Origin of the sequence: Piscinibacter sp. XHJ-5 (assembly GCF_029855045.1) — a bacterium.
Taxonomy (GTDB): domain Bacteria; phylum Pseudomonadota; class Gammaproteobacteria; order Burkholderiales; family Burkholderiaceae_C; genus Albitalea.
This window is the reverse complement of the sequence record NZ_CP123228.1, coordinates 1,573,870-1,595,586: the sequence shown is the minus strand read 5'-3', so window position 1 is coordinate 1,595,586 and position 21,717 is coordinate 1,573,870. Positions and strand designations below refer to the sequence as shown.

The window sequence follows — 21,717 nt, the reverse complement described above, 5'->3', positions numbered from 1 at the left end:
TGGATGAACCCGCGAACGCGACACTTCGCCTTTTCGCGCCTGCCACCTGCCATGACCCCCTCTTCCCTCACCGTGCGCGAGTCCGTGCTCGAGCTGCTGCGCGGCTTGGGCATGCGCCGCATCTTCGGCAATCCCGGATCGACCGAGCTGCCGCTCTTCCTCGACTTTCCCGAGGACTTCGAGTACGTGCTCGGTCTGCAGGAATCGGTGGTCGTCGGCATGGCCGACGGCCATGCGGCCGCCACGCGCAACGCCGCCTTCGTCAACCTGCATTCGGCCGCCGGCGTGGGCCATGCGATGGGGGCGATCTTCACCGCCTGGAAGAACCGCACGCCGCTGGTGATCACCGCAGGACAGCAGGCGCGCGCCATCCTGCCGTTCGACCCCTTCCTGTTCTCCGCGCAGGCCACCGAGCTGCCGAAGCCCTACGTCAAGTGGAGCTGCGAGCCGGCGCGGGCAGAGGACGTGCCGCTGGCCATCGCACGCGCCTACCACGTCGCCATGCAGCCGCCGTGCGGCCCGGTGCTGGTGTCGGTGCCGGCCGACGACTGGTCGCGGCGCTGCGAGCCGGTGCCGCCGCGCACGGTCGGCACGAGCCTGCGTGCCGACCCGCAGGTGCTGGCGACCCTCGGCAGCGCCCTCGATGCCTGCGAGCAGCCGGCCTTCATCATCGGCGCCGGCGTGGACCGCGACGGCGCCTGGGACGCGGTCGTGGCGCTGGTCGAGCGGCACCGCGCACGCGTCTTCACCGCGCCGATGTCGGCGCGCTGCGGCTTCCCCGAGGACCACCCGCAGTTCGCCGGCTTCCTGCCCGCGATGCGCGAGAGGATCGTCGCGCTGCTGCAAGGCAGCGACCTGGTGTTGGTGCTGGGCGCGCCCGCATTCACCTACCACGTCGAAGGCGCCGGCCCGCATGTGCCGGCCGGCGCATCGCTCTACCAGATCGTGGAGGACCCCGAGGTTGCAGCCTGGACGCCGCTGGGCACGTCGGCGGTGGGCAGCGTGCGGATGGCGGTGCAGGAGCTGCTGCTGCGCCCGGCGCCGCGGCAGCGCGCGATGCCGGCGCGCGGCGCCGCCCCGCCGCGCGCCGCGCCGAGCTCGCCGATGTCGGTGGCTTTCGCGCTGCAGACGCTGGCCGAGCTGCGCACCCCGGAGCAGATCGTCGTCGAGGAAGCGCCCAGCGCACGGCCGGTGCTGCAGCAATACCTGCCGACGCTGCGCAGCGAGACCTTCTACACGATGGCCAGCGGCGGCCTCGGCTTCGGCCTGCCGGCCGCCGTGGGCGTGGCGCTGGCCAAGCCACAGGAGCGGGTGATCGCGCTGGTCGGCGACGGCTCGGCGATGTACGCCATCCAGGCCCTGTGGAGCGCGGCGCAGCGGCGCCTGCCCATCACCTTCGTGATCCTCAACAACCGTCGTTACGCCGCGCTGCAGGAGTTCGCCCCGACCTTCGGCTTCGGCCCGGGCGAGGCGCTGGCCGGCACCGATCTCGCCGGGCTCGATTTCGTGGCTCTGGCGCGCGGCCATGGCGTGGACGGCGTTCGCGTCGAGCAGCCGGGCGAGCTTCGCCCGGCGCTGCAGGCGGCCTTGCGCTCGCAGGGACCTGCGCTGGTGGAAATCGTCGTGGCCTAGGAACCCTCAGGAGGCACAGCCATGCCCGACCCGAAACGATGGCTCGCGGTGATCGCGGCGGCCCTGTGGCCGCTGCTCGCGGGCGCCCAGCCGTACCCCGGCAAGCCGATCAGGCTGATCGTGAACTTCCCGCCCGGCGGTGCCGCCGACCAGATCGCGCGCGCCATCGCTCAGCCGCTGCAGGAAGCGCTCGGCCAGCCGGTGGTCGTCGAGAACAAGGGCGGCTCGGGCGGCAATGTCGGCGGCGACGCGGTCGCGAAGTCGCCGCCCGACGGCTACACCCTGCTGATGAGCTCGGGCGGCATGGTGTCGGTCAATCCGCACATCTATCCGAAGATGCCGTTCGATCCCACCAGGGACCTGGCGCCGGTTGCCGCGGCTGCGCGCGTGCTGGTGTTCCTGGTGGTCAAGCCCGAATTCCCCGCTCGCAGCGTCGGCGAGTTCCTCGCCTACCTGAAAGCGCATCCGGGAAAGCTGAGCTACGGTTCGCCCGGCAACGGCAGCTCGCCGCATCTGGCGGTGGAGATGATGAAGAGCCAGGCCGGCGTCTTCGCCGTGCACGTGCCCTATCGCGGCGCCGCGCCGGCGCTCACCGACCTGCTGGGCGGCCAGATCGACTTCGCGATGGACCCGGGGATCGGCCTGCCGCACGTGCAGGCCGGCCGCCTCAAGCTGCTCGCGGTGGGCAGCCCGAGGCGCTCGCCGCTGTTTCCCGACGCGCCGACCCTGGACGAAGCGGGCCTGAAAGGCTTCGACGCGGACACGGTGTTCGGCATCTACGCCCCGGCCGGAACGCCGCCGGAGGTGATCGACAAGCTGAACCGCGAGATCAACCGCGCCCTCGGCACGCAGCCGGTGCGCGATCGCATCACCGCGCTGGGCGGGGTGCCAGCCCCGATGACGCCGGCGCAGTTCGCCGCCAAGGCGCAGGAGGATTCGAAGCGCTTCGGCGCCATCGTCAAGGAGCGCAGGATCGTCGGCGATTGACGCTGGACCTTCTCTGGAGAAATCCCAGAGAACACGGAGAGGAATTCAGTTGCTCGATGTCGGGCTGAAGCGAAAGGGGCCTGCATTCGCAGGCCCCTTTGCTTCAACCCTTCTTCTCGGCTTCCGCCAGCTCCTTGCATGACGGCGAGCACACGAACTGGGTTCGCCCCAGCAGCTTGCGGCCTTTCAGCGACGCTCGCGGGCGGTGCTTGCCGCACAAAAAGCACGACATCGTGGCCGTGGTGAAGGCGCCCGCCGAGCCGAAGGGCGACCCTGCGGGTTTGGAGCGATAGCGCAGTCCATCCGAATCGATGGTCGTCTTGATCTCGTCTTTGGCCATGGTGTGGGGGGTACTCCGGAAACGTCGATTGTCCGAGATATAGGCAAGTCCCGATAGTTCCAGGGTCTAGGGGTTGATTCGGGGTCATGGGCATGCTGGTTGCCGGTACGGGATATCCCGCGCATCACCGGAGGTGTTCCATGCCCGACAACCTGAAGAACCGTGGCGGCAGCGACCGCACCCGCATCGATGTCAACGAGGATTACGAACTGCGCGACTGGTCGAAGAAATTCGGCGTCAGCCCGGAGCAGGTCAAGGAAGCCGTCCAGGCGGTCGGCGACCAGGCCGACCGGGTCGAGCAGTTCCTGAAGGGACGCAGCGAGCGCAGCGGATCCAAGCACCGCGAACGCTGACGAACCCGTTTCGAGATGTTCGCCGCGGCGGGTGACTCCCGCCGTGCCGAACGCACGCACCGGCGTGCAATTCTTGCAGCGCCATTGAGGGCATTTCGCTGCCCGCTCGCTGCCCCCGGCTCTTACACTGGCCCCCCGGCGCGCTGCGCGCTGCCCGCCACGCAGAAGACCACCTTGCGGAGGACTTGTGAAGGCGACGAGCTGGCTCTGGACCACGGTCCACACCCTGGTCGGTCCCCACCGATTGCAGGACGCGGCGCTCGGCGCCTGGGTCGGCGGCGAGGAAGCGCCGCTCAGGCTCGAGCTGTTCACGGCCGACCAGATGGCGCAGCACGGCAAGGTCCTCGCCGCTGCCCACGACCTGACCTTCGCGCGCGCCGCCGACCGCCTGCTGCCGCGCTTGGCCGCGAACGAAAAAGTGCTGGTCGAGGTGTGCGACCAGCTTTCGCACGCGGCCGAGACCCAGCGCCGCATCACGCCTGCCGGCGAATGGCTGCTCGACAACTTCTACCTGATCGAAGAGGAGATCCGCACCGCCAAGCGCCACCTGCCGCCCGGCTACAGCCGTGAGTTGCCGCGGCTGCGCGGTGGCCCGTCGGCCGGCGTGCCGCGGGTGTACGACCTCGCGCTGCAGGCGGTGGCCCACGGCGACGGCAAGCTGGGCCGCGGGACGCTGACCCGATTCGTCTCGTCGTACCAGACCGTCAAGGTGCTCAAGATCGGCGAGCTGTGGGCGATCCCGATCATGCTGCGGCTCGCGCTGATCGAGAACCTGCGCCGCGTCGCCGTGCACATCGCCGCGGCACTGAAGCAGCGAGAGCTCGCCAACAGCTGGGCCGAGCGCATGCTCGATGTGGCGGAGAAGGATCCGAAGGGATTGATCCTCGTCATCGCCGACATGGCGCGCTCCGACCCGCCGATGACCGGCCCCTTCGTCGCCGAGCTCGCGCGCCGGCTGCATGCGCGCAGCGCCGCGCTGGCGCTGCCGCTGTCGTGGGTGGAGCAGCGGCTGGCCGAGTCGCACCAGAACATCGAGCAGCTGGTGCAGCTCGAGGCGCAGTCGCAGGCCGCCGCGCAGGTGTCGGTCAGCAACAGCATCGGCAGCCTGCGCCTGCTGGGGTCGATGGACTGGCGCGAGTTCGTCGAGACGCTGTCGCATGTGGAGCAGACGCTGCGCCACGATCCGGCCGACGTCTATGCCCGCATGGACTTCGCCACCCGTGACGACTACCGGCATGCGGTGGAGCAGATGGCCAAGCGATGCGGACTCGCCGAGCACGAGCTCGCGCAGGCGGCGCTGGACCTGGCGACGGAGGCCGCCTCCCACCCGGTGCCCGGCCGGCAGCACGAGGCGCACGTCGGCCACTACCTCGTCGACGAAGGACGCCCGGTGCTCGAGCGCGTGGCGCAGGTACGGCTGTCGCCGTGGCAGCGGACCCGCCGCGCCTGCGACCGCCGCCCGGTGGTGCTGTACGCCGGCAGCATCCTGATGCTCACGCTGCTGCTCGGCATCGCGACCGTGCTGTGGGCCTCTGACAGCGGACAGCGGCCCTTCACCACCGTGCCGCCGGGCTGGTGGCTGGCGGGCGCCGCCGTGGCGTTGCTGCTGGCCGCAAGCCAGCTGAGCGTGGCGCTGGTCAACTGGGCCGCGAGCATGCTGGTGGCGCCGCGCCACATGCCGCGCATGGACTTCTCGTTCGGCATTCCGTCGAACTCGCGCACGCTGGTGGTGGTGCCGACCATGCTGAGCAGCGAGGCCGCCATCGACGACCTGGCCGAAGCGCTCGAGGTGCGCTTCCTGGCCAACCGCGATGCGCAGCTGCATTTCGGCCTGCTGACCGACTTCCTCGACTGGCACGAGGAGCGCCGCGGCGACGACGACATGCTGGTGCGGCACGCGCGCAGCCTGATCGAGTCGCTGAATCAGAAATACCGCGAGCCCACGTCGGAAGCGAACGGTGGCGACCGCTTCTTCCTCTTCCACCGCCCGCGCCGCTGGAATCCGCAGGAGCGCGTGTGGATGGGCTACGAGCGAAAGCGCGGCAAGCTGGCCGACCTGAACGCCCTGCTGCGGGACGCGTCGGCCGCCGATCGCTTCTCGCTGATCGTCGGCGACACGTCGCAACTCTCCGGCGTTCGCTACGTGATCACGCTGGACACCGACTCGCAGCTGCCGCGCGACACCGCGTGGCAGCTGGTCGCCGCGATGGCGCACCCGCTGAACCGGCCGCGGCTGGGCGGCCGGCAGGAGGCACCGGTGGTGGTCGGCGGGCACGGCATCCTGCAGCCGCGCGTGGGGGTCAGCCTGCCTGGCGCCAACCGCACGCGCTACGGCCGACTCTTCGGCGGCGAACCGGGCATCGATCCCTACACCCGGGCGGTGTCCGACGTGTACCAGGATTTGTTCGACGAAGGCTCCTTCATCGGCAAGGGGATCTACGACGTCGACGCCTTCGAGCACGTGCTGGGTGGACGGCTGCCCGAGAACCGCATCCTCAGCCATGACCTGCTCGAAGGCTGCTACGCCCGCTCCGGCCTGCTGAGCGACGTCCAGCTCGTCGAGGAAACGCCCGCGCGCTACGACGCCGACGTCAACCGGCGGCACCGCTGGATCCGCGGCGACTGGCAGATCATCGGCTGGCTGATGCCGACGGTGCGGGTGCCGCTGCCCGAAGGCCCCGAGCAGCGCCGCATCCGCGTGCGCAACCCGCTGTCGGCCCTGTCGCGCTGGAAGATCGTCGACAACCTGCGACGCAGCCTCACGCCGACGGCCCTGACGGCGCTTCTCGTGCTGGGCTGGAGCGTCCTGCAGCCTGCGTGGCTGTGGACGGTTGCGGGCCTCGCCGTGCTGTTCCTGCCGCCGCTGGTCATCGCGCTGGGAGACCTGCTGCGCAAGCCCGAGGAGCTGGGACCCGGACAGCATGCGGCCGCGCTGCTGCCGTCGGTGGGTGGTCATCTCGGCCAGGCGCTGATGACGCTGGCCTGCCTGCCCTACGAAGCGGCGTTCAGCCTCGACGCGATCGTGCGCACGCTGGTGCGGCTGGGCTTCACGCGGCGGCGACTGCTGCAGTGGCAGCCGTCGTCCGAGCTGGCGCGGCGTCCCGCGGCCCAGGGGCTGCCCGACTTCGTGGGGACGCTCCAGCGGATGTGGGCCGCGCCCACGCTGGCCATGGTGACCTTCGTCGCGCTCGCGACCTATCGGCCCGCCGCCCTGCCGGTCGCCGTGCCCATCCTCCTGCTGTGGCTGGTGTCGCCGCTGGCCGTCTGGTGGATCAACCGGCCGCTGGTGCGGCACCCGGTCACGCTGACCGCCGTCGAGACCGGCTTCCTGCGCATGCTGTCGCGCCGCACGTGGGCGTTCTTCGAGACCTTCGTCGGCCCGCAGGACAACCACCTGCCGCCCGACAACATGCAGGAGCACCCGGTCGAGCGCATTGCGCACCGCACCTCGCCGACCAACATCGGGCTGTCGCTGCTCGCCAATCTGGCCGCCTACGACTTCGGCTACATCAGCCTCGGCAAGCTGATCGAGCGCACGACGGCGACGCTGGACACGATGGACAAGCTGCATCGCCACGAGGGCCACTGGCTCAACTGGTACGACACGCAGACGCTGCAGCCGCTGCGCCCGGCCTATGTCTCCACCGTGGACAGCGGAAACCTCGCGGGCAGCCTGCTCACCCTGCGGGCCGGGCTGCGCCAGCTCGCGGACGGCATGCCCCAGCTGCCTCGGATGCTCAACGGCTTTGCCGACACGCTCGCGCTGCTCAAGCTCGCCGCACGCACCGACGTCACCGGCAGCCCGCTGCTGCGCTTCGAATTCCTGCTGAACCAGGCGCTGGCCGACCCGCCGCTCACGCCGTACAACATGGCCACGGCCTTCGAGGCGCTGCACGCCTGCGCGACCGAGATCGTCGACTGGGTCTCGGCCAATCCGCCGCCGGCCGACGCCAACGACGAGCTTCGGCGGCGCGCGCATGCCGAAGCGCTGCGCTGGTCGCACGCACTGGACGCGCAGTGCGTCGACGCGCTGGCGGAGCTGAGCTTCCTTGCGCCGGCCGCCACCACGCACAGCGTGTCGTCGGCCTGGGAGATCACGCCGCTGCTCGCGCGCTGCAGCACGCTGCGGGCGCTGGCCGACCGCGCCGGCGCGGGCGCCAGCATGGACTACGGCTTCCTCTACGACCAGTCGCGCGACCTGATGGCCATCGGCTACAACGTCGACGAGCACCGCCGCGACGCCGGCCACTACGACCTGCTCGCCTCGGAGGTCCGGCTCACCAGCTTCGTCGTCATCGCGCAGGGCCAGGTGCAGCAGGACAGCTGGTTCGCGCTGGGCCGCATGCTGAACACGCTCGACGGCAAGCCGATCCTGATGTCGTGGAGCGGCTCGATGTTCGAGTACCTGATGCCGATGCTGGTCATGCCGAGCTACGAGAACACGCTGCTCGACCAGACGGTGCGCGCGGCGGTGGACCGGCAGATCCGCTATGGCAAGCAGCGCGGCGTGCCGTGGGGCATCTCGGAATCGGGCTACAACGCCACCGACACCCACCTCAACTATCAGTACCGCGCGTTCGGCGTGCCCGGGCTCGGCCTGAAGCGCGGACTGGCCGAGGACCTGGTGGTCGCGCCTTACGCCACCGTGATGGCGCTGATGGTGGATCCGAAGGCGTCCTACCACAACCTGCTGCGGCTGGCGCAGGAAGGACTTGCGGGAGCCTTCGGGTACTACGAGGCGATCGACTACACGCCGTCGCGTGTTCCGCGGGGCCAGAATGGCGCGGTGGTGCGCTCATACATGGCGCATCACCAGGGCATGAGCCTGCTCTCGCTGGCGCATCTGCTGCTCGACCAGCCGATGCAGAAGCGCTTCGAGTCCGACCCGCAGCTGCAGGCGACCCTGCTGCTGCTGCAGGAGCGCATCCCGCGCGCCGTTCCGTTCCACGCGCACACCGCCGATCGCGCCGAGATGCGCGGCGTCGTGACGCCCGAGATGCCGCTGCGGGTGATCACCGCCGACACGCCGTCGCCCGAAGTGCAGCTGCTGTCCAACGGGCGCTACCACGTGATGGTGACCAACTCGGGCGCGGGCTCGAGCCGCTGGAAGGACTTCGCCGTCACGCGCTGGCGCGAGGACGGCACCTGCGACGCCTGGGGCAGCTTCTGCTACCTGCGCGACGCCGAGACCGGCACGTTCTGGTCGACCACGCATCAGCCGACGCAGTGGAAGTCCGACCACTACGAGGCCATCTTCTCCGAGGGCCGCGCCGAGTTCCGGCGCCGCGACCAGGGCATCGACGCCTACACCGAGATCGTCGTCTCGCCGGAGGACGACATCGAGCTGCGCCGGCTGCGCATCACCAACCTGAGCCGCTCGCGGCGCAGCATCGAGGTGACCAGCTACACCGAGGTCGTGCTCACGCCGGCCGCCGCCGACGCCCAGCACCCGGCGTTCAGCAAGCTGTTCGTGCAGACCGAGCTGACTGACGACCCGCCGGCGCTGCTGTGCACGCGCCGGCCACGGTCCGCCGAGGAGCAGCCGCCGCACATGTTCCACCTGATGGCGGTGCACGGCGCGCAGGCCACGCCGGCCACGCACGAGACCGACCGCACACGCTTCATCGGGCGCGGTCGCAGCCTGCATGCGCCGCAGGCCATGCGCGAGCGCGGGCCGCTGAGCAACAGCGCCGGCTCGGTGCTCGACCCGGTCGCGGCGACGCGCCGCGTGGTCACGCTCGATCCCGACCAGACGGCCATCGTCGACATCGTCTACGGCATGGCCGAGACGCGCGACGCCTGCATCGCGCTGCTGCGCAAGCACGTCGACCGCCGGCTCGCCGACCGGGTGTTCGAGCTCGCCTGGACGCACAGCCAGGTGATCCTGCGCCAGCTCAACGCGAACGAGTCGGACACCCAGCTGTACGCCCGCCTGGCGAGCGCCATCGTGCATTCGCAGCCCACGCTGCGTGCCGACGCCAGCCTGCTGCTGCGCAACCGACGCGGCCAGTCGGGGCTGTGGGGCTACTCGATCTCCGGCGACCTGCCGATCGTGCTGCTGCAGATCAGCGAAGCGGCCAACATCGACCTGGTGCGCAAGATGGTGCAGGCGCACGCCTGGTGGCGCATGAAGGGCCTGGTGGTCGACCTCGTCATCTGGAACGAGGAGCACGACGTCTACCGGCAGCGGCTGCAGGAGCAGATCCTGGGACTCATCGCGGTCAGCATCGAGGCGCACGTGGTCGACAGGCCCGGCGGCGTCTTCGTGCGCCATGCGGAGCAGATCGCGGCCGAGGACCGCGTGCTGCTGCAGTCGGTGGCGCGCGTGATCATCACCGACCGCCACGGCAGCCTGGCCGAGCAGGTCAATGTCAAGCCCGCGGTGGAGCGCCGCGTCGGGCCGTTCGTGGCGACGCGTCCGCCCGAGGAGACGGTTCCCGGAACCACGCGCTCGGCGACGCGCGGGCTGCTGCTGTTCAACGGCTACGGCGGCTTCTCGAGCGACGGCCGCGAGTACGTCATCGCCCCGCCTGCGGCGCGACGGCCGCCGGCGCCATGGGTGAACGTGATCGCCAATCCGCGCTTCGGCACCATCGTCTCCGAGGCGGGCAGCGGCTACACCTGGTGCGAGAACGCGCACGAGCTGCGGCTCACGCCGTGGCACAACGATCCGGTCACCGATGCCGGCGGCGAGGCCATCTTCCTGCGCGACGAGGAAAGCGGCCAGGTGTGGCATCCGACCTCGCTGCCGTCGCCGGGCGACCTGCCGGACGACAGCGCGCCGCCCTACGTCGCGCGGCACGGCTTCGGCTACAGCGTCTTCGAGCACGAGGAGGCCGGCATCCGCAGCGAGCTGACGGTGTTCGTCGCGATGGACGCGGCGGTCAAGTTCTCGCGGCTCGTGCTGCGCAACCTCGGCGAGCGCGCACGGCGGCTGTCGGCCACCGGCTACGTCGAGTGGGTGCTCGGCGACCTGCGCGAGAAGACCGCGCCCCACATCACCACCGACATCGCGGCGGACAACGGCGCCGTCTATGCGCGCAACCGCTACAACAACGAATACGGCGACTGGGTCGGCTTCTTCGACATCGACGAGGGCGATCGCCTGTTCGCCACCCTCACGTGCGACCGCGCCGAGTTCATCGGCCGCAACGGCTCCCTGCGCCGGCCGGCGGCCCTGCGCCGCATGCGCCTGTCCGGCCGCGTGGGGCCCGCGCTCGATCCATGCGCGGCCTTCCAGGTGCCCTTCGACCTCGAGCCCGGCCAGAGCCGCGAGGTGGTGTTCCGCCTCGGCATGGGCCGCAGCGCCGACGAGGCCGGGCAGCTCGTGCAGCGCTTCCGCGGCAGTGCGGCGGTGCGCGAGGCCTTCGAAGCGGTCACCGAGCACTGGCAGCACACGCTCGGCGCGGTGCAGGTGCGCACGCCGGACGCCGCGCTGAACCTGCTGGCCAACGGCTGGCTGATGTACCAGACGCTGGGCTGCCGCATCTGGGGACGCAGCGGCTACTACCAGTCCGGCGGCGCGTACGGCTTCCGCGACCAGCTGCAGGACGCGATGGCGCTGGTGCACACGCGGCCCTGGCTCCTGCGCGAGCACCTGCTGCTCGCGGCCAGCCGGCAGTTCGTCGAGGGCGACGTGCAGCACTGGTGGCATCCCCCGTGGGGACGCGGCGTGCGCACCCGCATCAACGACGACTACCTGTGGCTGCCGCTGGCGCTGTGCCGCTACGTGCAGGCGACGCACGACACCGGCGTGCTCACCGAGATGGTGCCCTTCCTCGAGGGCCGGCCGGTGCCGCACAACGAGGAGTCCTACTACGACCTGCCGGGCCGCTCCATCCATTCCGCGAGCCTGTACCAGCACGCGGTGCGCGCGGTGCTGCACGGCCTGCGCTTCGGTCCGCACGGCCTGCCGCTGATGGGTGCGGGCGACTGGAACGACGGCATGAACACCGTCGGCCTGCACGGCACCGGCGAGAGCGTGTGGCTCGGCTTCTTCCTGTGCGAAGTGCTGCGCCAGTTCTCCGCCCTGGCGCGCCGCCATGGCGACGAGGCCTTCGCCCAGCACTGCGAGCAGGAGCGCGAGCACCTCGGCCAGCGGCTCGAGGCCAACGCCTGGGACGGAGAGTGGTATCGCCGCGCCTATTTCGACGACGGCACGCCGCTGGGCTCGAAGGACAACCCCGAGTGCCAGATCGACTCGATCGCGCAGAGCTGGTCCGTCCTGTCGGGCGTGGCCGACCCGCAGCGGGCGCTGCAGGCGATGGACTCGATGGCCGCGCGCCTGGTGCGGCCCGAGCACGGCATCGTGCAGCTGCTCGATCCGCCGTTCGACCGCAAGGGACCCAATCCCGGCTACATCGCCGGCTACGTGCCGGGCGTGCGCGAGAACGGCGGCCAGTACACCCACAGCGCGGTGTGGGCCACGATGGCCTTCGCCGCGCTCGGCGACGCACCGCGTGCCTGGTGGCTGATGGACCTCATCAACCCGCTGCACCACGGCCGCACGCCGGAAGACGTCGCGACCTACAAGGTGGAGCCTTATGTGGTGGCAGCCGACGTCTACAGCGTCGCGCCGCACACCGGCCGCGGCGGGTGGACCTGGTACACCGGCTCGGCCGGCTGGATGTACCGGCTGGTCGTCGAGTCGCTGCTCGGGCTGCACCTGTCCATCACCGAGGAAGGCGCCTTCCTCGAGATCAGCCCGCTGCTGCCCGCCGACTGGTCCGGCTTCGACGTGGACTACCGCTTCCGCGAGACACCGTACCGCCTGCGCATCGAGCGCGGTGCGGCCGACGAGGTGATGCTGGAAGGCCGAACGCTGCCCGGCAGGCGCCTGCCCCTGGTCGACGACGGCCGCCGGCGCGAGGTGATCGTGCGTGTCGTCGAGGTCCAGCCGGTGCCTGCCGCAGCGCGTGAGGTCGCGGCGGCGAAGTGACGCTTTGCAACGCCGCCGAACCGATGCGATCGCGGCGAGTCGATCGTGCTCCCCTTCTCAAGGAACCACCATGCCCCGCAAGCCGCGACTTCCCGTCGCCCCCGTGCCCTTCGTGCTCTGGAACGACCTGGCGCTGCGCACCGGCGAGATGCTCACCTCGTCAGCCCAGGTGATCGCCCACCGCACCGGTCGCATGGCCGCTGCCGGCCATTCGCCGAACGCACGCGACCGCCGCGAGTTCACCCGCATGGGACTGGAGAAGGTGGAAGCCGCGGGCGAGTCGCTGTGGGCGATGGGCCAGCAGATCGCGCAGATGAACACCCGGCTCGCGATGAAGGCATGGCAGGACGCGGTGGCCGCCGGGACCGCATGGATGTCGATGGCGGGCAGCCGCACGCTGCCGCAGCTGATGCAACGACAGGTGGCGCTGGCCAAGTCCGTTTCGGCTTCGGCGAAGTCGGCCGAGAGGATGTCGGACGCGACCGCGCGGGTGGCGAAACACGGCTTGAAGCCGATCCATTCGCGGGCCACGGCCAACGCGAAGCGGCTGGGGCGGCGCTAGAGCGCCTACTTGGGCCGCGGATCCTTCAACGGCCGGTCAGGAATCGAGAGGGTGCCCTGACGATCTCGATGCAGCGCAAGGCATTCCGGGGGCGCGAGAGTTATGCTGGCCGGCATCGAGGGGATCTGACGTGAAGCAAGCTCTGCGCATGCGGTGGCAGCGCCTGGAGCGCGTGTGCGCGCGATGGCTGCAGCGCGTGGCAGCGGCCATGCGCCGCATCGGCCAGCCGGCCGCCGAAGCGCAGCGGCCGACGCCCGTCCGCGCTCCGGCGCTGGAAGCGCCGTCGACACCAACAGATCCCGAGCGGATGCCCGACCGGCCGGCATGGCGCAGCGGCAGCAACGATGGCGACGTGGTCGAGCTGGCCCCGCCGGTGGTCGAGCCGCGGGTGGAAGCGCCCGCGCCGCCACGCCGTGGCGAATTCAGCGACGGCTCGTTCACGCTCGCGGCCGGCACGCGCCCCTACAAGCTCTTCGTGCCCGGTGCCGACACCGGCCACGCACGGCCGCTGCTGGTGATGCTGCATGGCTGCCGCCAACACCCGGTGGACTTCGCCGCGGGCACGCGCATGAACGAGCTGGCGCTGGTCCAGGATGTCGTGGTGCTGTACCCGGGTCAGGTGCAGTCGGCCAACCCGCTGGGGTGCTGGAACTGGTTCCACGAGGGCGACCAGCAGCGCGACCGCGGCGAGCCGTCGCTGATCGCCGGCATGACGCGCCACATCATCGCCACGCAGCACATCGATCCATCCCGTGTCTACATCGCCGGCCTGTCCGCCGGCGGGGCGATGGCCGCGGTGATGGCCGCCACCTACCCCGACCTGTACGCCGCGGTCGGCATCCACTCCGGCCTGCCGCACGCGGTGGCGCGCAACCTGGCCACCGCCCTGCGCGCGATGCGCCACGGCCCTCCCGCGCAGCGCGCGCGACTGTCTTCCGCCACGCAGGCGCAGCTGCCGCTCATCGTGTTCCATGGCGACCTGGACACGACGGTGCATCCGGACAACGGAGAGGAGCTCATCGCCAGGGTTCGCTGGAGCTCTGCGGCGCAGCTCGATGCAAGCCGGGGCGGCAGGATGGCGGTGGAAACCGGCGAGGTCAGCGGCGGGCGGGCGTTCACCCGCACCCTGCATCTCGATGCCGAGGGGCGCTGCGATGCCGAGCATTGGCTGGTGCATGGCGGCGACCACGCCTGGTCGGGCGGCAGCCCCACGGGGTCCTACACCGATCCACTGGGGCCGGATGCGTCGGCGCAGATGCTGCGTTTCTTCATGGCGCATTCGCGGCGGTGACGCCGGGCTCGATCACGCGCTGCCGTGCCGGCCCGCGCCTCGTGCGAAGCGCGTGGCGCCCTCCACGCTCTCGCCGCTCGCCAAGGTTCGCATTCCCCGCTCGAATTCGCGCTGCATCGCCTCGTCTTGCGGCAATCCCCACTGCTCCAGCAGCGACAGCCGATCGTTGCGCAAGCACACCTGCGGCAGCGCGGCCAGCTCCTCGGCCCATGCGAGCGCCGTCTGCAAGGCACGACCTGGCGCCGCCCCGCGGTTCGCCAGACCCATGGCCAACGCCTCGCGCGCATCGACCAAGCGCCCGGTGAGCACCAGGTCCATCGCGCGCGACTGGCCGACGAGGCGCGCGAGGCGTACCGTGCCGCCGTCGATCAGCGGCACTCCGAAGCGGCGGCAGAAGACGCCCATCACCGCATCGTCGGCGATCACGCGCAGGTCGCACCACAGCGCGAGCTCGAGGCCGCCCGCGACCGCATGGCCTTCGATGGCAGCGATGACAGGCTTGGACAGACGCATGCGCGTCGGACCCATGGGTGCGTCGCCCGCTGCATCGAGCCGGTTGCCGCGGCCTTCGCTGATCGCCTGCAGGTCGGCGCCGGCGCAGAAGCTCCCGCCTTCGCCGTGCAGCACCGCGACGTGCGCCGCCTCGTCGGCGTCGAAGCGGCGAAACGCATCGGCCAGCGCCAGGGCCGTCGGCGCATCGACGGCGTTGCGGCGTTCGGGGCGGCGGATGCTGACCAGCGCCGTGCATCCACGGCGTTCGTAAGACACGGTGTCCATGCGCGACTCCGGCGTATTCACCATCTCCACCCGCTAGTACCGAGGCTGGCGCTCCTCCAGCGTCTCGATGAGCTGCGGCGTCATTGCGAAGCCCCCGCCGTGCTTCTCGGCGAGCTGCGCCGCGCGTTCGGCGAAGCGGGCGATGCCCATGCCATAGACGAACTGCAGCGCGCCGCCGGTCCACGCCGGAAAGCCGATGCCGAAGATCGAGCCGATGTTGGCCTCGTGCACCGAGTTCAGCACGCCCTCGTGCAGGCAGCGCGCCGTCTCGATGGACTGGCGCCAGAGCAGCCGGTCCTTCAGCTCGGCGAGGTCCCAGGGCGCGCCGGGCCGCTCGAACAAGGTCTTCAGCGAAGGCCACAGCGTCTTGCGCCCCCCTTCGGGGTAGTCGTAGAAGCCGCCCCCGGCGGCGCGGCCGAGGCGCTTGTGCTCCTTGACCATCAGCTCGACCAGCCGCTCGCCCGCGCTATCGGCATGGGTGCGGCCCTCGGCCGCGGCGTCCGCGCGTGTCTGCTCCAGCACATGCACCGACAGCGCGAGCGAGGTCTCGTCGAGCACCGCCAGCGGCCCGACGGGCATGCCGGCCTGCATGCCCGCGTTCTCGATCACCGCCGCGGGAATGCCTTCGCCCAGCATCGCCGCGCCCTCCATCACGAAGGTGCCGAACACGCGGCTGGTGAAGAACCCGCGCGAGTCGTTGACGACGATGGGCAGCTTGCCGATCGCCTGCACATAGTCGTAGGCGCGCGCCACCGTCTCGTCGTCGGTCTGCCGGCCGCGGATGATCTCGACCAGCTTCATCTTGTCGACCGGCGAGAAGAAGTGGATGCCGATGAACTTCTCGGGCCGCGCACTGGCCGCCGCCAGGCCGCCGATCGGCAGGGTGGAGGTGTTGGAGGCGAAGACGCCGGTCGCGAAGCCGTTCGCCGGCTCCAGCAGCGGCTCCGCGGCCCGGGTCACCTCGGCCTTCAGCGCGCGGTTCTCGAACACCGCCTCGATGATGAGGTCGCAGCCTGCCAGGTCGCCGTTGCGCGCGGTGGGACGGATGCGCTCGAGCAGCGCGGACTGCTCGGTCATCGTCATGCGGCCCTTGGCCACGAGCGCCTCCGCGATCCGGGCGCTGCAGGCCCTGCCGGCCTCGGCCTTGTCGAGGCTCAGGTCCTTCAGCACCGTCGGGATGCCGTGCGACGCGTTGGCCCAGGCGATGCCCGCGCCCATCATGCCGGCGCCCAGCACGCCGATCCTGCGCGGCTGGCTGCGCGCCACGCCCTGCGGGCGGGAGCGTCCGGACTTGATGGCGTTCAAGTCGAAGAAGAAGGCGCTGATCATGGCCCGCGCGTTGGCGCCGGCCATCAGCTTGGCCAGGTAGCGGCTTTCGATTCGCAACGCGGTGTCGACGTCCACCAGCGCGCCTTCGACCATGGCCGACAGCGCCGCCTCGGGTGCGGGATACAGCCCGCGGGTGGTCTTGCGCAGCATCGCCGGCGCCACCGACAGCGCCGCCGCGACCGAGGGATGCGCCGGCGTGCCGCCCGGGATCTTGTAGCCCTTCTCGTCCCACGGCTGGCGCGCGTGCGGATGCCCGGCGATCCAGGCCAGCGCGCGTTCACGCAAGGCCGCGGCATCGGGCACCAGCTCGTGGATCAGACCGAGGCGCTGGCCTTCGCGTGCACCGAAGGTCCTGCCTTCGACCAGGTAGGGCTGCGCGCCCAGCAGGCCCAGCAGGCGGGTCATCTTCGTGATGCCGCTGCCGCCGGGAATCAGGCCCAGCGTGACCTCGGGCAGACCGAACTGCGCACGGCCCTCGTCGACCGCGATGCGGTGATGCGCCGCCAGCGCGACCTCCCAGCCGCCGCCGAGCGCCGAGCCGTTGAGGCAGGCCACCACCGGCAGGCCCAGCGTCTCGAGCGCGCGGAAGTTCTTCTTCATCTGCTCGATCTCGCGAAAGCCCTGCTGCGCATCGGCTTCGGTCAGGCGCATCAGCGACTTCAGATCGGCGCCAGCGAAGAAGGTCGGCTTCGCCGACTGCAGCACGATGCCCTTCAGCCCGGCCCTGTCGGCAACGATGCGCGAGACGACCTCGGTGAGATCCTGCTGCAAGGCCAGGCACATGGTGTTGACGGCGGAGCCGGGCTCGTCGAAGGTGACGGTGGCGATGCCGTCGGCGAGCTCGTGGCGAATCGTCTGCATGTTGCTCAAACCCTCTCGACAACGGTCGCGATGCCCATGCCGCCGCCCACGCACAGCGTCGCCAGCCCGTAGCGCAGCTGCCTGCGGTGGAGTTCATCGATCAGCGTCTGCAGGATCATCGCGCCGGTCGCGCCCAGCGGGTGGCCCAGCGCGATGGCGCCGCCGTTGACGTTGACCTTGTCGTGCGGCACGCCCAGCTCCTTCATGAAGCGCATCGGCACCGCCGCGAAGGCCTCGTTCACCTCGAAGAGGTCGATCTGCTCCAGCGTCAGGCCGGCCTTGGCCAGCGCCTTGCGCGTGGCGGGCATGGGGCCGGTCAGCATGATGGTGGGGTCGGCGCCGGACAGCGCGGCGGCGACGATGCGCGCCCGCGGCGTGAGGCCGAGCGCGCGACCCTTGGCCTCGCTGCCGACCAGCATGGCGGCCGCACCGTCGACGATGCCCGACGAGTTGCCGGCATGGTGGACGTGATGGATGCGCTCGACCTGGGGATAGCGCCGGATCGCCGTTGCATCGAACCCCATGGCGCCGAGCTGCTCGAACGAGGGCTTGAGCGCGGCCAGTCCTTCGAGCGTGGTCTGCGGCTTGATGAATTCGTCCTGCGCGAGCAGGGCCTGGCCGAGCGCGTCGGTCACCGGCACCACCGAGCCGGCGAAGTGGCCGGCCTCGCGCGCCTTCGCGGCGCGGCGCTGCGACTCGACCGCGTAGGCATCGACGTCCTCGCGGGTGAAGCCCTCGAGCGTGGCGATCAGGTCGGCACCGATGCCCTGCGGCACGAAGTCGGTCGCCATGTTCGTCTGCGGGTCCTGCGCCCACGGCCCGCCGTCGGAGCCTATGGGCACGCGCGACATGCTCTCCACGCCGCCGGCCACCACCAGGTCCTCGAAGCCGGAGCGCACCTTCTGCGCCGCCAGGTTGACCGCTTCGAGGCCCGACGCGCAGAAGCGGTTGACCTGCACGCCGGCGCAGCGCACGTCCCAGCCGGCCTTCAGCGCCGCGGTCTTGGCGATGCACGCGCCCTGCTCGCCCACTGGCGACACGCAGCCCATCACGACGTCGTCGACCTCGGCGGTGGGCAGGCCGGTGCGCTGCTGCAGGGCCCCGAGCACGCCGGCCAGCAGGTCGACCGGCTTCACCTCGTGCAGGCGGCCGTCGGACTTGCCCTTGCCGCGCGGCGTTCGGACGGCGTTGTAGACGAAGGCTTCGGGCATGAGGGATTCCTCTGGTCAGTTCGCGCCGGAGCAGTATAGACTTTATGCAAAGCAACTGCTTTGTGAAAATCCCCAGGTGAGCGCCGTTCCATCCCCCTCTCTTGCGGCCAAGCGGCCGCGCGGCCGGCCGCGCAAGACGCTGGACGAGCGCGACGAAGGCAACCGGCGGCGCGCCCTGCTGCGCGCGGCGGCGCGGCTGTTTCGCCGCCAGGGCTTCGACGGCACCAGCACGCGCGACATCGCCGCGGCGGTCGGCATGCATTCGGGGTCGCCCTTCTATCACTTCGAGAGCAAGGGGGCGCTGCTGTACGCGGTGATGGAGGAAGGCATGCGCTCGGCGATCGAGCGCCAGGCCGAGGCGCTGGCCGCGGGCGGCGAGGCGACCGATGTGCTGCGGCGACTCATCGGCAATCACTTCGGCACGCTGCACGGCACGGGCCGCGACTTCATTCCCGTCATGCTCTACGAATCGCGCTCGCTCAACACCCGCCAGCGCAACGGCATCGCCAAGTTGCAGCGCGAGTACGAGGCGCCGTGGATGCCGGTGCTGCAGGCGCTGGCACGGCAGGGCCGGCTGCGCGCCGACGTGCACCTGGCGCGGCTGCTGATCTTCGGCGCTCTCAACTGGTCGGTGCAGTGGTTCGACGCGAGAAAGCGCGCCTCGCTCGAGCAGGTGACGGAGGCCGCGATGCGCCTGTTCATCCACGGGGAGCCCGCATGACCTATCGCTCGGTGTTCACCGCCGGCTTATTCCATGGCCAGGTGGCCGTCGTCACCGGCGGCGGCTCGGGCATAGGCCGCTGCACCGCGCACGAGCTGGCCGCGCTCGGCGCGACGGTGGCGCTGATCGGCCGCAACGAGGGCAAGCTGCAGGCCGTCGCCGGCGAGATCGCCGAAGACGGCGGCCGTGCCGACACCGCCTGCTGCGACGTGCGTGACGAAGAGTCGGTCCGCCGCACGATCGCCGGCATCGTGGAGCGGCAGGGCCGCATCGACGCGCTGGTCAACAACGCGGGCGGCCAGTACATCGCGCCGCTGGAGAGCATCACCGCCAAGGGCTGGCAGGCGGTGGTGGCGAGCAACCTCACCGGCGGCTTCCTCATGGCCCGCGAGTGCCACCGGCAGTGGATGAAGGCGCACGGCGGCGCCATCGTGAACATCGTCGCCGACATGTGGGGTTCCATGCCGAACATGGGCCACAGTGGCGCCGCGCGGGCCGGCATGGTGAGCTTCACCGAAACGGCCGCGCTCGAGTGGGCGGCCCACGGCGTGCGCGTCAATGCGGTCGCGCCCGGCTACATCGCCTCCAGCGGCATGGACCACTATCCGCCGGAGGCCGGCCCCATGCTGCGCGCCATGCGGGGCACCGTGCCGCTGGGCCGCTTCGGCACCGAGGCCGAGACCTCGGCGGCCATCGTGTTCCTGCTGAGCCCGGCGGCGAGCTTCATCAGCGGCAGCGTGCTGCGCGTCGACGGCGCGCGCCCGCAGGTGCGCATGGGCTGGCCGATGGCGGTGCCCGATGCGCAGGCGGCCGAGCGCCCGGCGATCCGCGCCTTCGACGGCTTTCATCGCGCGGCCATGCCTCGCGTGCTGTCCGAATGAGCGCCTTCGTGTCGTCATGGAACGCGCAGGGCGACACCGCACGCGCGCGTCGCGCGGCCATGCTGTCGCGCCTGGACGAGCTGCGCGCGATCGAGCAGCGGGCAGCGGCCGCATCGGCCAGGGCCAGGCCGGTGTTCGACAAGCGCGGCCAGCTGCTGCCGCGCGACCGCATCGCGCTGCTGCTCGACCCCGGCGCGCCGTACCTGCCGCTGGCCAGCCTCGCCGGCTGGCTGCAGGACACCTCCGAGCGCGACAAGTCGGTGCCGGGCGGCGGCATCGTCGCCGGCATCGGCATCGTCTGCGGTGTGCGCTGCATGATCGTCGCCAGTGATTCCGGCATCGATGCCGGCGCCATCCAGGCGATGGGCCTCGACAAGATCCTGCGAGTGCAGGAGATCGCGCTCGAGAACAGGCTTCCGTTCCTGCACCTCGTCGAAAGCGCCGGCGCCAACCTCATGCGCTACCGCGTCGAGGGATTCGTGCACGGCGGCGCGCTGTTCCGCAACCTGGCACGGCTGTCGGCCGCGGGCATTCCCGTGATCACCGTGCAGCACGGCTCGGGCACCGCCGGCGGCGCCTACATGCCGGGCCTGAGCGACGTCGTCATCATGGTGCGCGGACGATCGCGCGCCTTCCTCGCCGGGCCGCCCCTGCTGAAGGCGGCCACCGGCGAGATCGCGACCGAGGAAGAGCTGGGCGGCGCCGAGATGCACGCGAGCATCTCCGGCCTCGGCGAGCAGCTCGCGGAGGACGACCGCCACGCGCTGTCGCTGGCGCGCGAGGTCGTCGCGCACCTCGGATGGCCGCACGTGGACCGCTCGCCGCAGGGGCCGGCGCCGCGCTACGACTCTGACGAGTTGCTGGCGCTGATGCCGGCGGACTTGCGCCAGCCCGTGGACATGCACGAGGTGATGGCGCGCCTGGCCGACGATTCGGATCTGCTGCCGTTCAAGCCGCTGTACGGCGCGCAGACGCTGTGCGTGCAGGCGCGGATCGAAGGCCGGCAGATCGGCTTCATCAGCAACAACGGCCCCATCGACGTGGCCGGCGCCAACAAGGCCACGCACTTCATCCAGCGCTGCTGCCAGCTCGGCCACCCCATCGTCTACCTGCAGAACACCACCGGCTACATCGTCGGCCGCGACAGCGAGCAGGCCGGGATGATCAAGCACGGCTCCAAGATGATCCAGGCGGTGACGAGCGCCACGGTGCCGCAGATCACCATTCAATGCGGCGCCTCCTTCGGCGCCGGCAACTACGGCATGTGCGGCCGCGGCTATGCGCCCCGCTTTCTCTTCAGCTGGCCGCTCGCCCGGACCGCGGTGATGGGCGGCGAGCAGGCCGCGCAGACCATGCGCATCGTCGCCGAGGCCGCGGCGCAGCGCAAAGGCGTGGCCGCCGACGCGGCGGCGCTGGATGCGCAGGGCGCGCGCATCGTCGAGATGTTCGAGCGGCAGGCCGATGCGTTCTACACGTCGGGGCTGCTGCTGGACGACGGCGTGATCGATCCACGCGAGACGCGGGCGGTGCTGGCGCAGTGCCTGGCGATGTGCGCGGCGGCAGACGGCTTGAAGCCGAGGCCGATGCAGTTCGGCGTGGCACGGATGTGAACATGCATCACCACTCCGATCGGGCTGAGCTTGTCGAAGCCCTGTTTCCCACTGCCACCAGGCCCTTCGACAAGCTCAGGGCGAACGGGAATGTGAACATGCATCGCCGCTCCGTTCGGGCTGAGCTTGTCGAAGCCCTGTTTCCCACTGCCACCAGGCCCTTCGACAAGCTCAGGGCGAACGGAAATGTGAACGTGCATCGCCACTCCGTTCGGGCTGAGCTT

General features: G+C 70.7%; 13 protein-coding genes. 9 read left to right on the top strand and 4 right to left on the bottom strand.

From position 1 onward, the window contains the following. Positions 1-51 precede the first annotated feature (51 nt). Positions 52-1,632: a benzoylformate decarboxylase gene (gene mdlC / locus P7V53_RS07495; protein WP_280154859.1), complete on the top strand. Its 1,581-nt coding sequence runs from the start codon at positions 52-54 to the stop codon at positions 1,630-1,632. 21 nt (positions 1,633-1,653) lie between these two features. Continuing rightward, on the top strand, positions 1,654-2,619 hold the full coding sequence (locus tag P7V53_RS07490) for a tripartite tricarboxylate transporter substrate binding protein (RefSeq protein WP_280154858.1): 966 nt from the start codon (positions 1,654-1,656) through the stop codon (positions 2,617-2,619). Positions 2,620-2,722: 103 nt separating this feature from the next. Here the strand turns inward: P7V53_RS07490 and P7V53_RS07485 are convergent, their stop codons facing one another. Continuing rightward, positions 2,723-2,959, bottom strand: a complete 237-nt coding sequence (locus tag P7V53_RS07485; protein ID WP_280154857.1) for a hypothetical protein — start codon at positions 2,957-2,959, stop codon at positions 2,723-2,725. A 140-nt stretch (positions 2,960-3,099) separates the two neighbouring features. Between P7V53_RS07485 and P7V53_RS07480 the strand changes: the two genes are divergently transcribed. The 4 genes from P7V53_RS07480 to P7V53_RS07465 all read left to right on the top strand — a co-directional run bounded on the left by P7V53_RS07480 (position 3,100) and on the right by P7V53_RS07465 (position 14,103). Continuing rightward, on the top strand, positions 3,100-3,312 hold the full coding sequence (locus tag P7V53_RS07480; protein WP_280154856.1) for a DUF3606 domain-containing protein: 213 nt from the start codon (positions 3,100-3,102) through the stop codon (positions 3,310-3,312). A 187-nt stretch (positions 3,313-3,499) separates the two neighbouring features. Further along, positions 3,500-12,250, top strand: coding sequence for a glycoside hydrolase family 94 protein (locus P7V53_RS07475; RefSeq protein WP_280154855.1), 8,751 nt, complete (start codon positions 3,500-3,502; stop codon positions 12,248-12,250). 70 nt (positions 12,251-12,320) lie between these two features. Next, entirely contained in the window at positions 12,321-12,812 is a 492-nt protein-coding gene (locus tag P7V53_RS07470; RefSeq protein ID WP_280154854.1) for a polyhydroxyalkanoate granule-associated phasin, read from the top strand. A 130-nt stretch (positions 12,813-12,942) separates the two neighbouring features. Further along, entirely contained in the window at positions 12,943-14,103 is a 1,161-nt protein-coding gene (locus tag P7V53_RS07465; RefSeq protein ID WP_280154853.1) for a PHB depolymerase family esterase, read from the top strand. Positions 14,104-14,115: 12 nt separating this feature from the next. Here P7V53_RS07465 and P7V53_RS07460 read toward each other — a convergent pair whose 3' ends face one another. From P7V53_RS07460 to P7V53_RS07450, 3 genes are read right to left on the bottom strand one after another with little or no spacing between them, the layout of a single operon-like run. Continuing rightward, complete coding sequence (locus P7V53_RS07460) at positions 14,116-14,880, bottom strand: crotonase/enoyl-CoA hydratase family protein (RefSeq protein ID WP_280154852.1); 765 nt, start codon at positions 14,878-14,880, stop codon at positions 14,116-14,118. Between the two features lie 33 nt (positions 14,881-14,913). Continuing rightward, positions 14,914-17,070 (bottom strand): 3-hydroxyacyl-CoA dehydrogenase NAD-binding domain-containing protein, encoded by a 2,157-nt coding sequence (locus P7V53_RS07455; protein ID WP_280154851.1) that lies wholly within the window; start codon positions 17,068-17,070, stop codon positions 14,914-14,916. Positions 17,071-17,075: 5 nt separating this feature from the next. Next, entirely contained in the window at positions 17,076-18,281 is a 1,206-nt protein-coding gene (locus P7V53_RS07450; protein WP_280154850.1) for an acetyl-CoA C-acetyltransferase, read from the bottom strand. A 76-nt stretch (positions 18,282-18,357) separates the two neighbouring features. Between P7V53_RS07450 and P7V53_RS07445 the strand changes: the two genes are divergently transcribed. Genes P7V53_RS07445 through P7V53_RS07435 form a run of 3 tightly spaced genes read left to right on the top strand, consistent with a single transcriptional unit; the run spans position 18,358 to position 21,493 of the window. After that, entirely contained in the window at positions 18,358-19,002 is a 645-nt protein-coding gene (locus P7V53_RS07445; protein ID WP_280154849.1) for a TetR/AcrR family transcriptional regulator, read from the top strand. Continuing rightward, positions 18,999-19,883, top strand: coding sequence for an SDR family oxidoreductase (locus P7V53_RS07440; RefSeq protein WP_280154848.1), 885 nt, complete (start codon positions 18,999-19,001; stop codon positions 19,881-19,883). Before P7V53_RS07445 ends, P7V53_RS07440 begins: the two co-directional genes overlap by 4 nt. Then, positions 19,880-21,493, top strand: a complete 1,614-nt coding sequence (locus P7V53_RS07435; protein WP_280154847.1) for a carboxyl transferase domain-containing protein — start codon at positions 19,880-19,882, stop codon at positions 21,491-21,493. Before P7V53_RS07440 ends, P7V53_RS07435 begins: the two co-directional genes overlap by 4 nt. Positions 21,494-21,717: the final 224 nt, after the last annotated feature.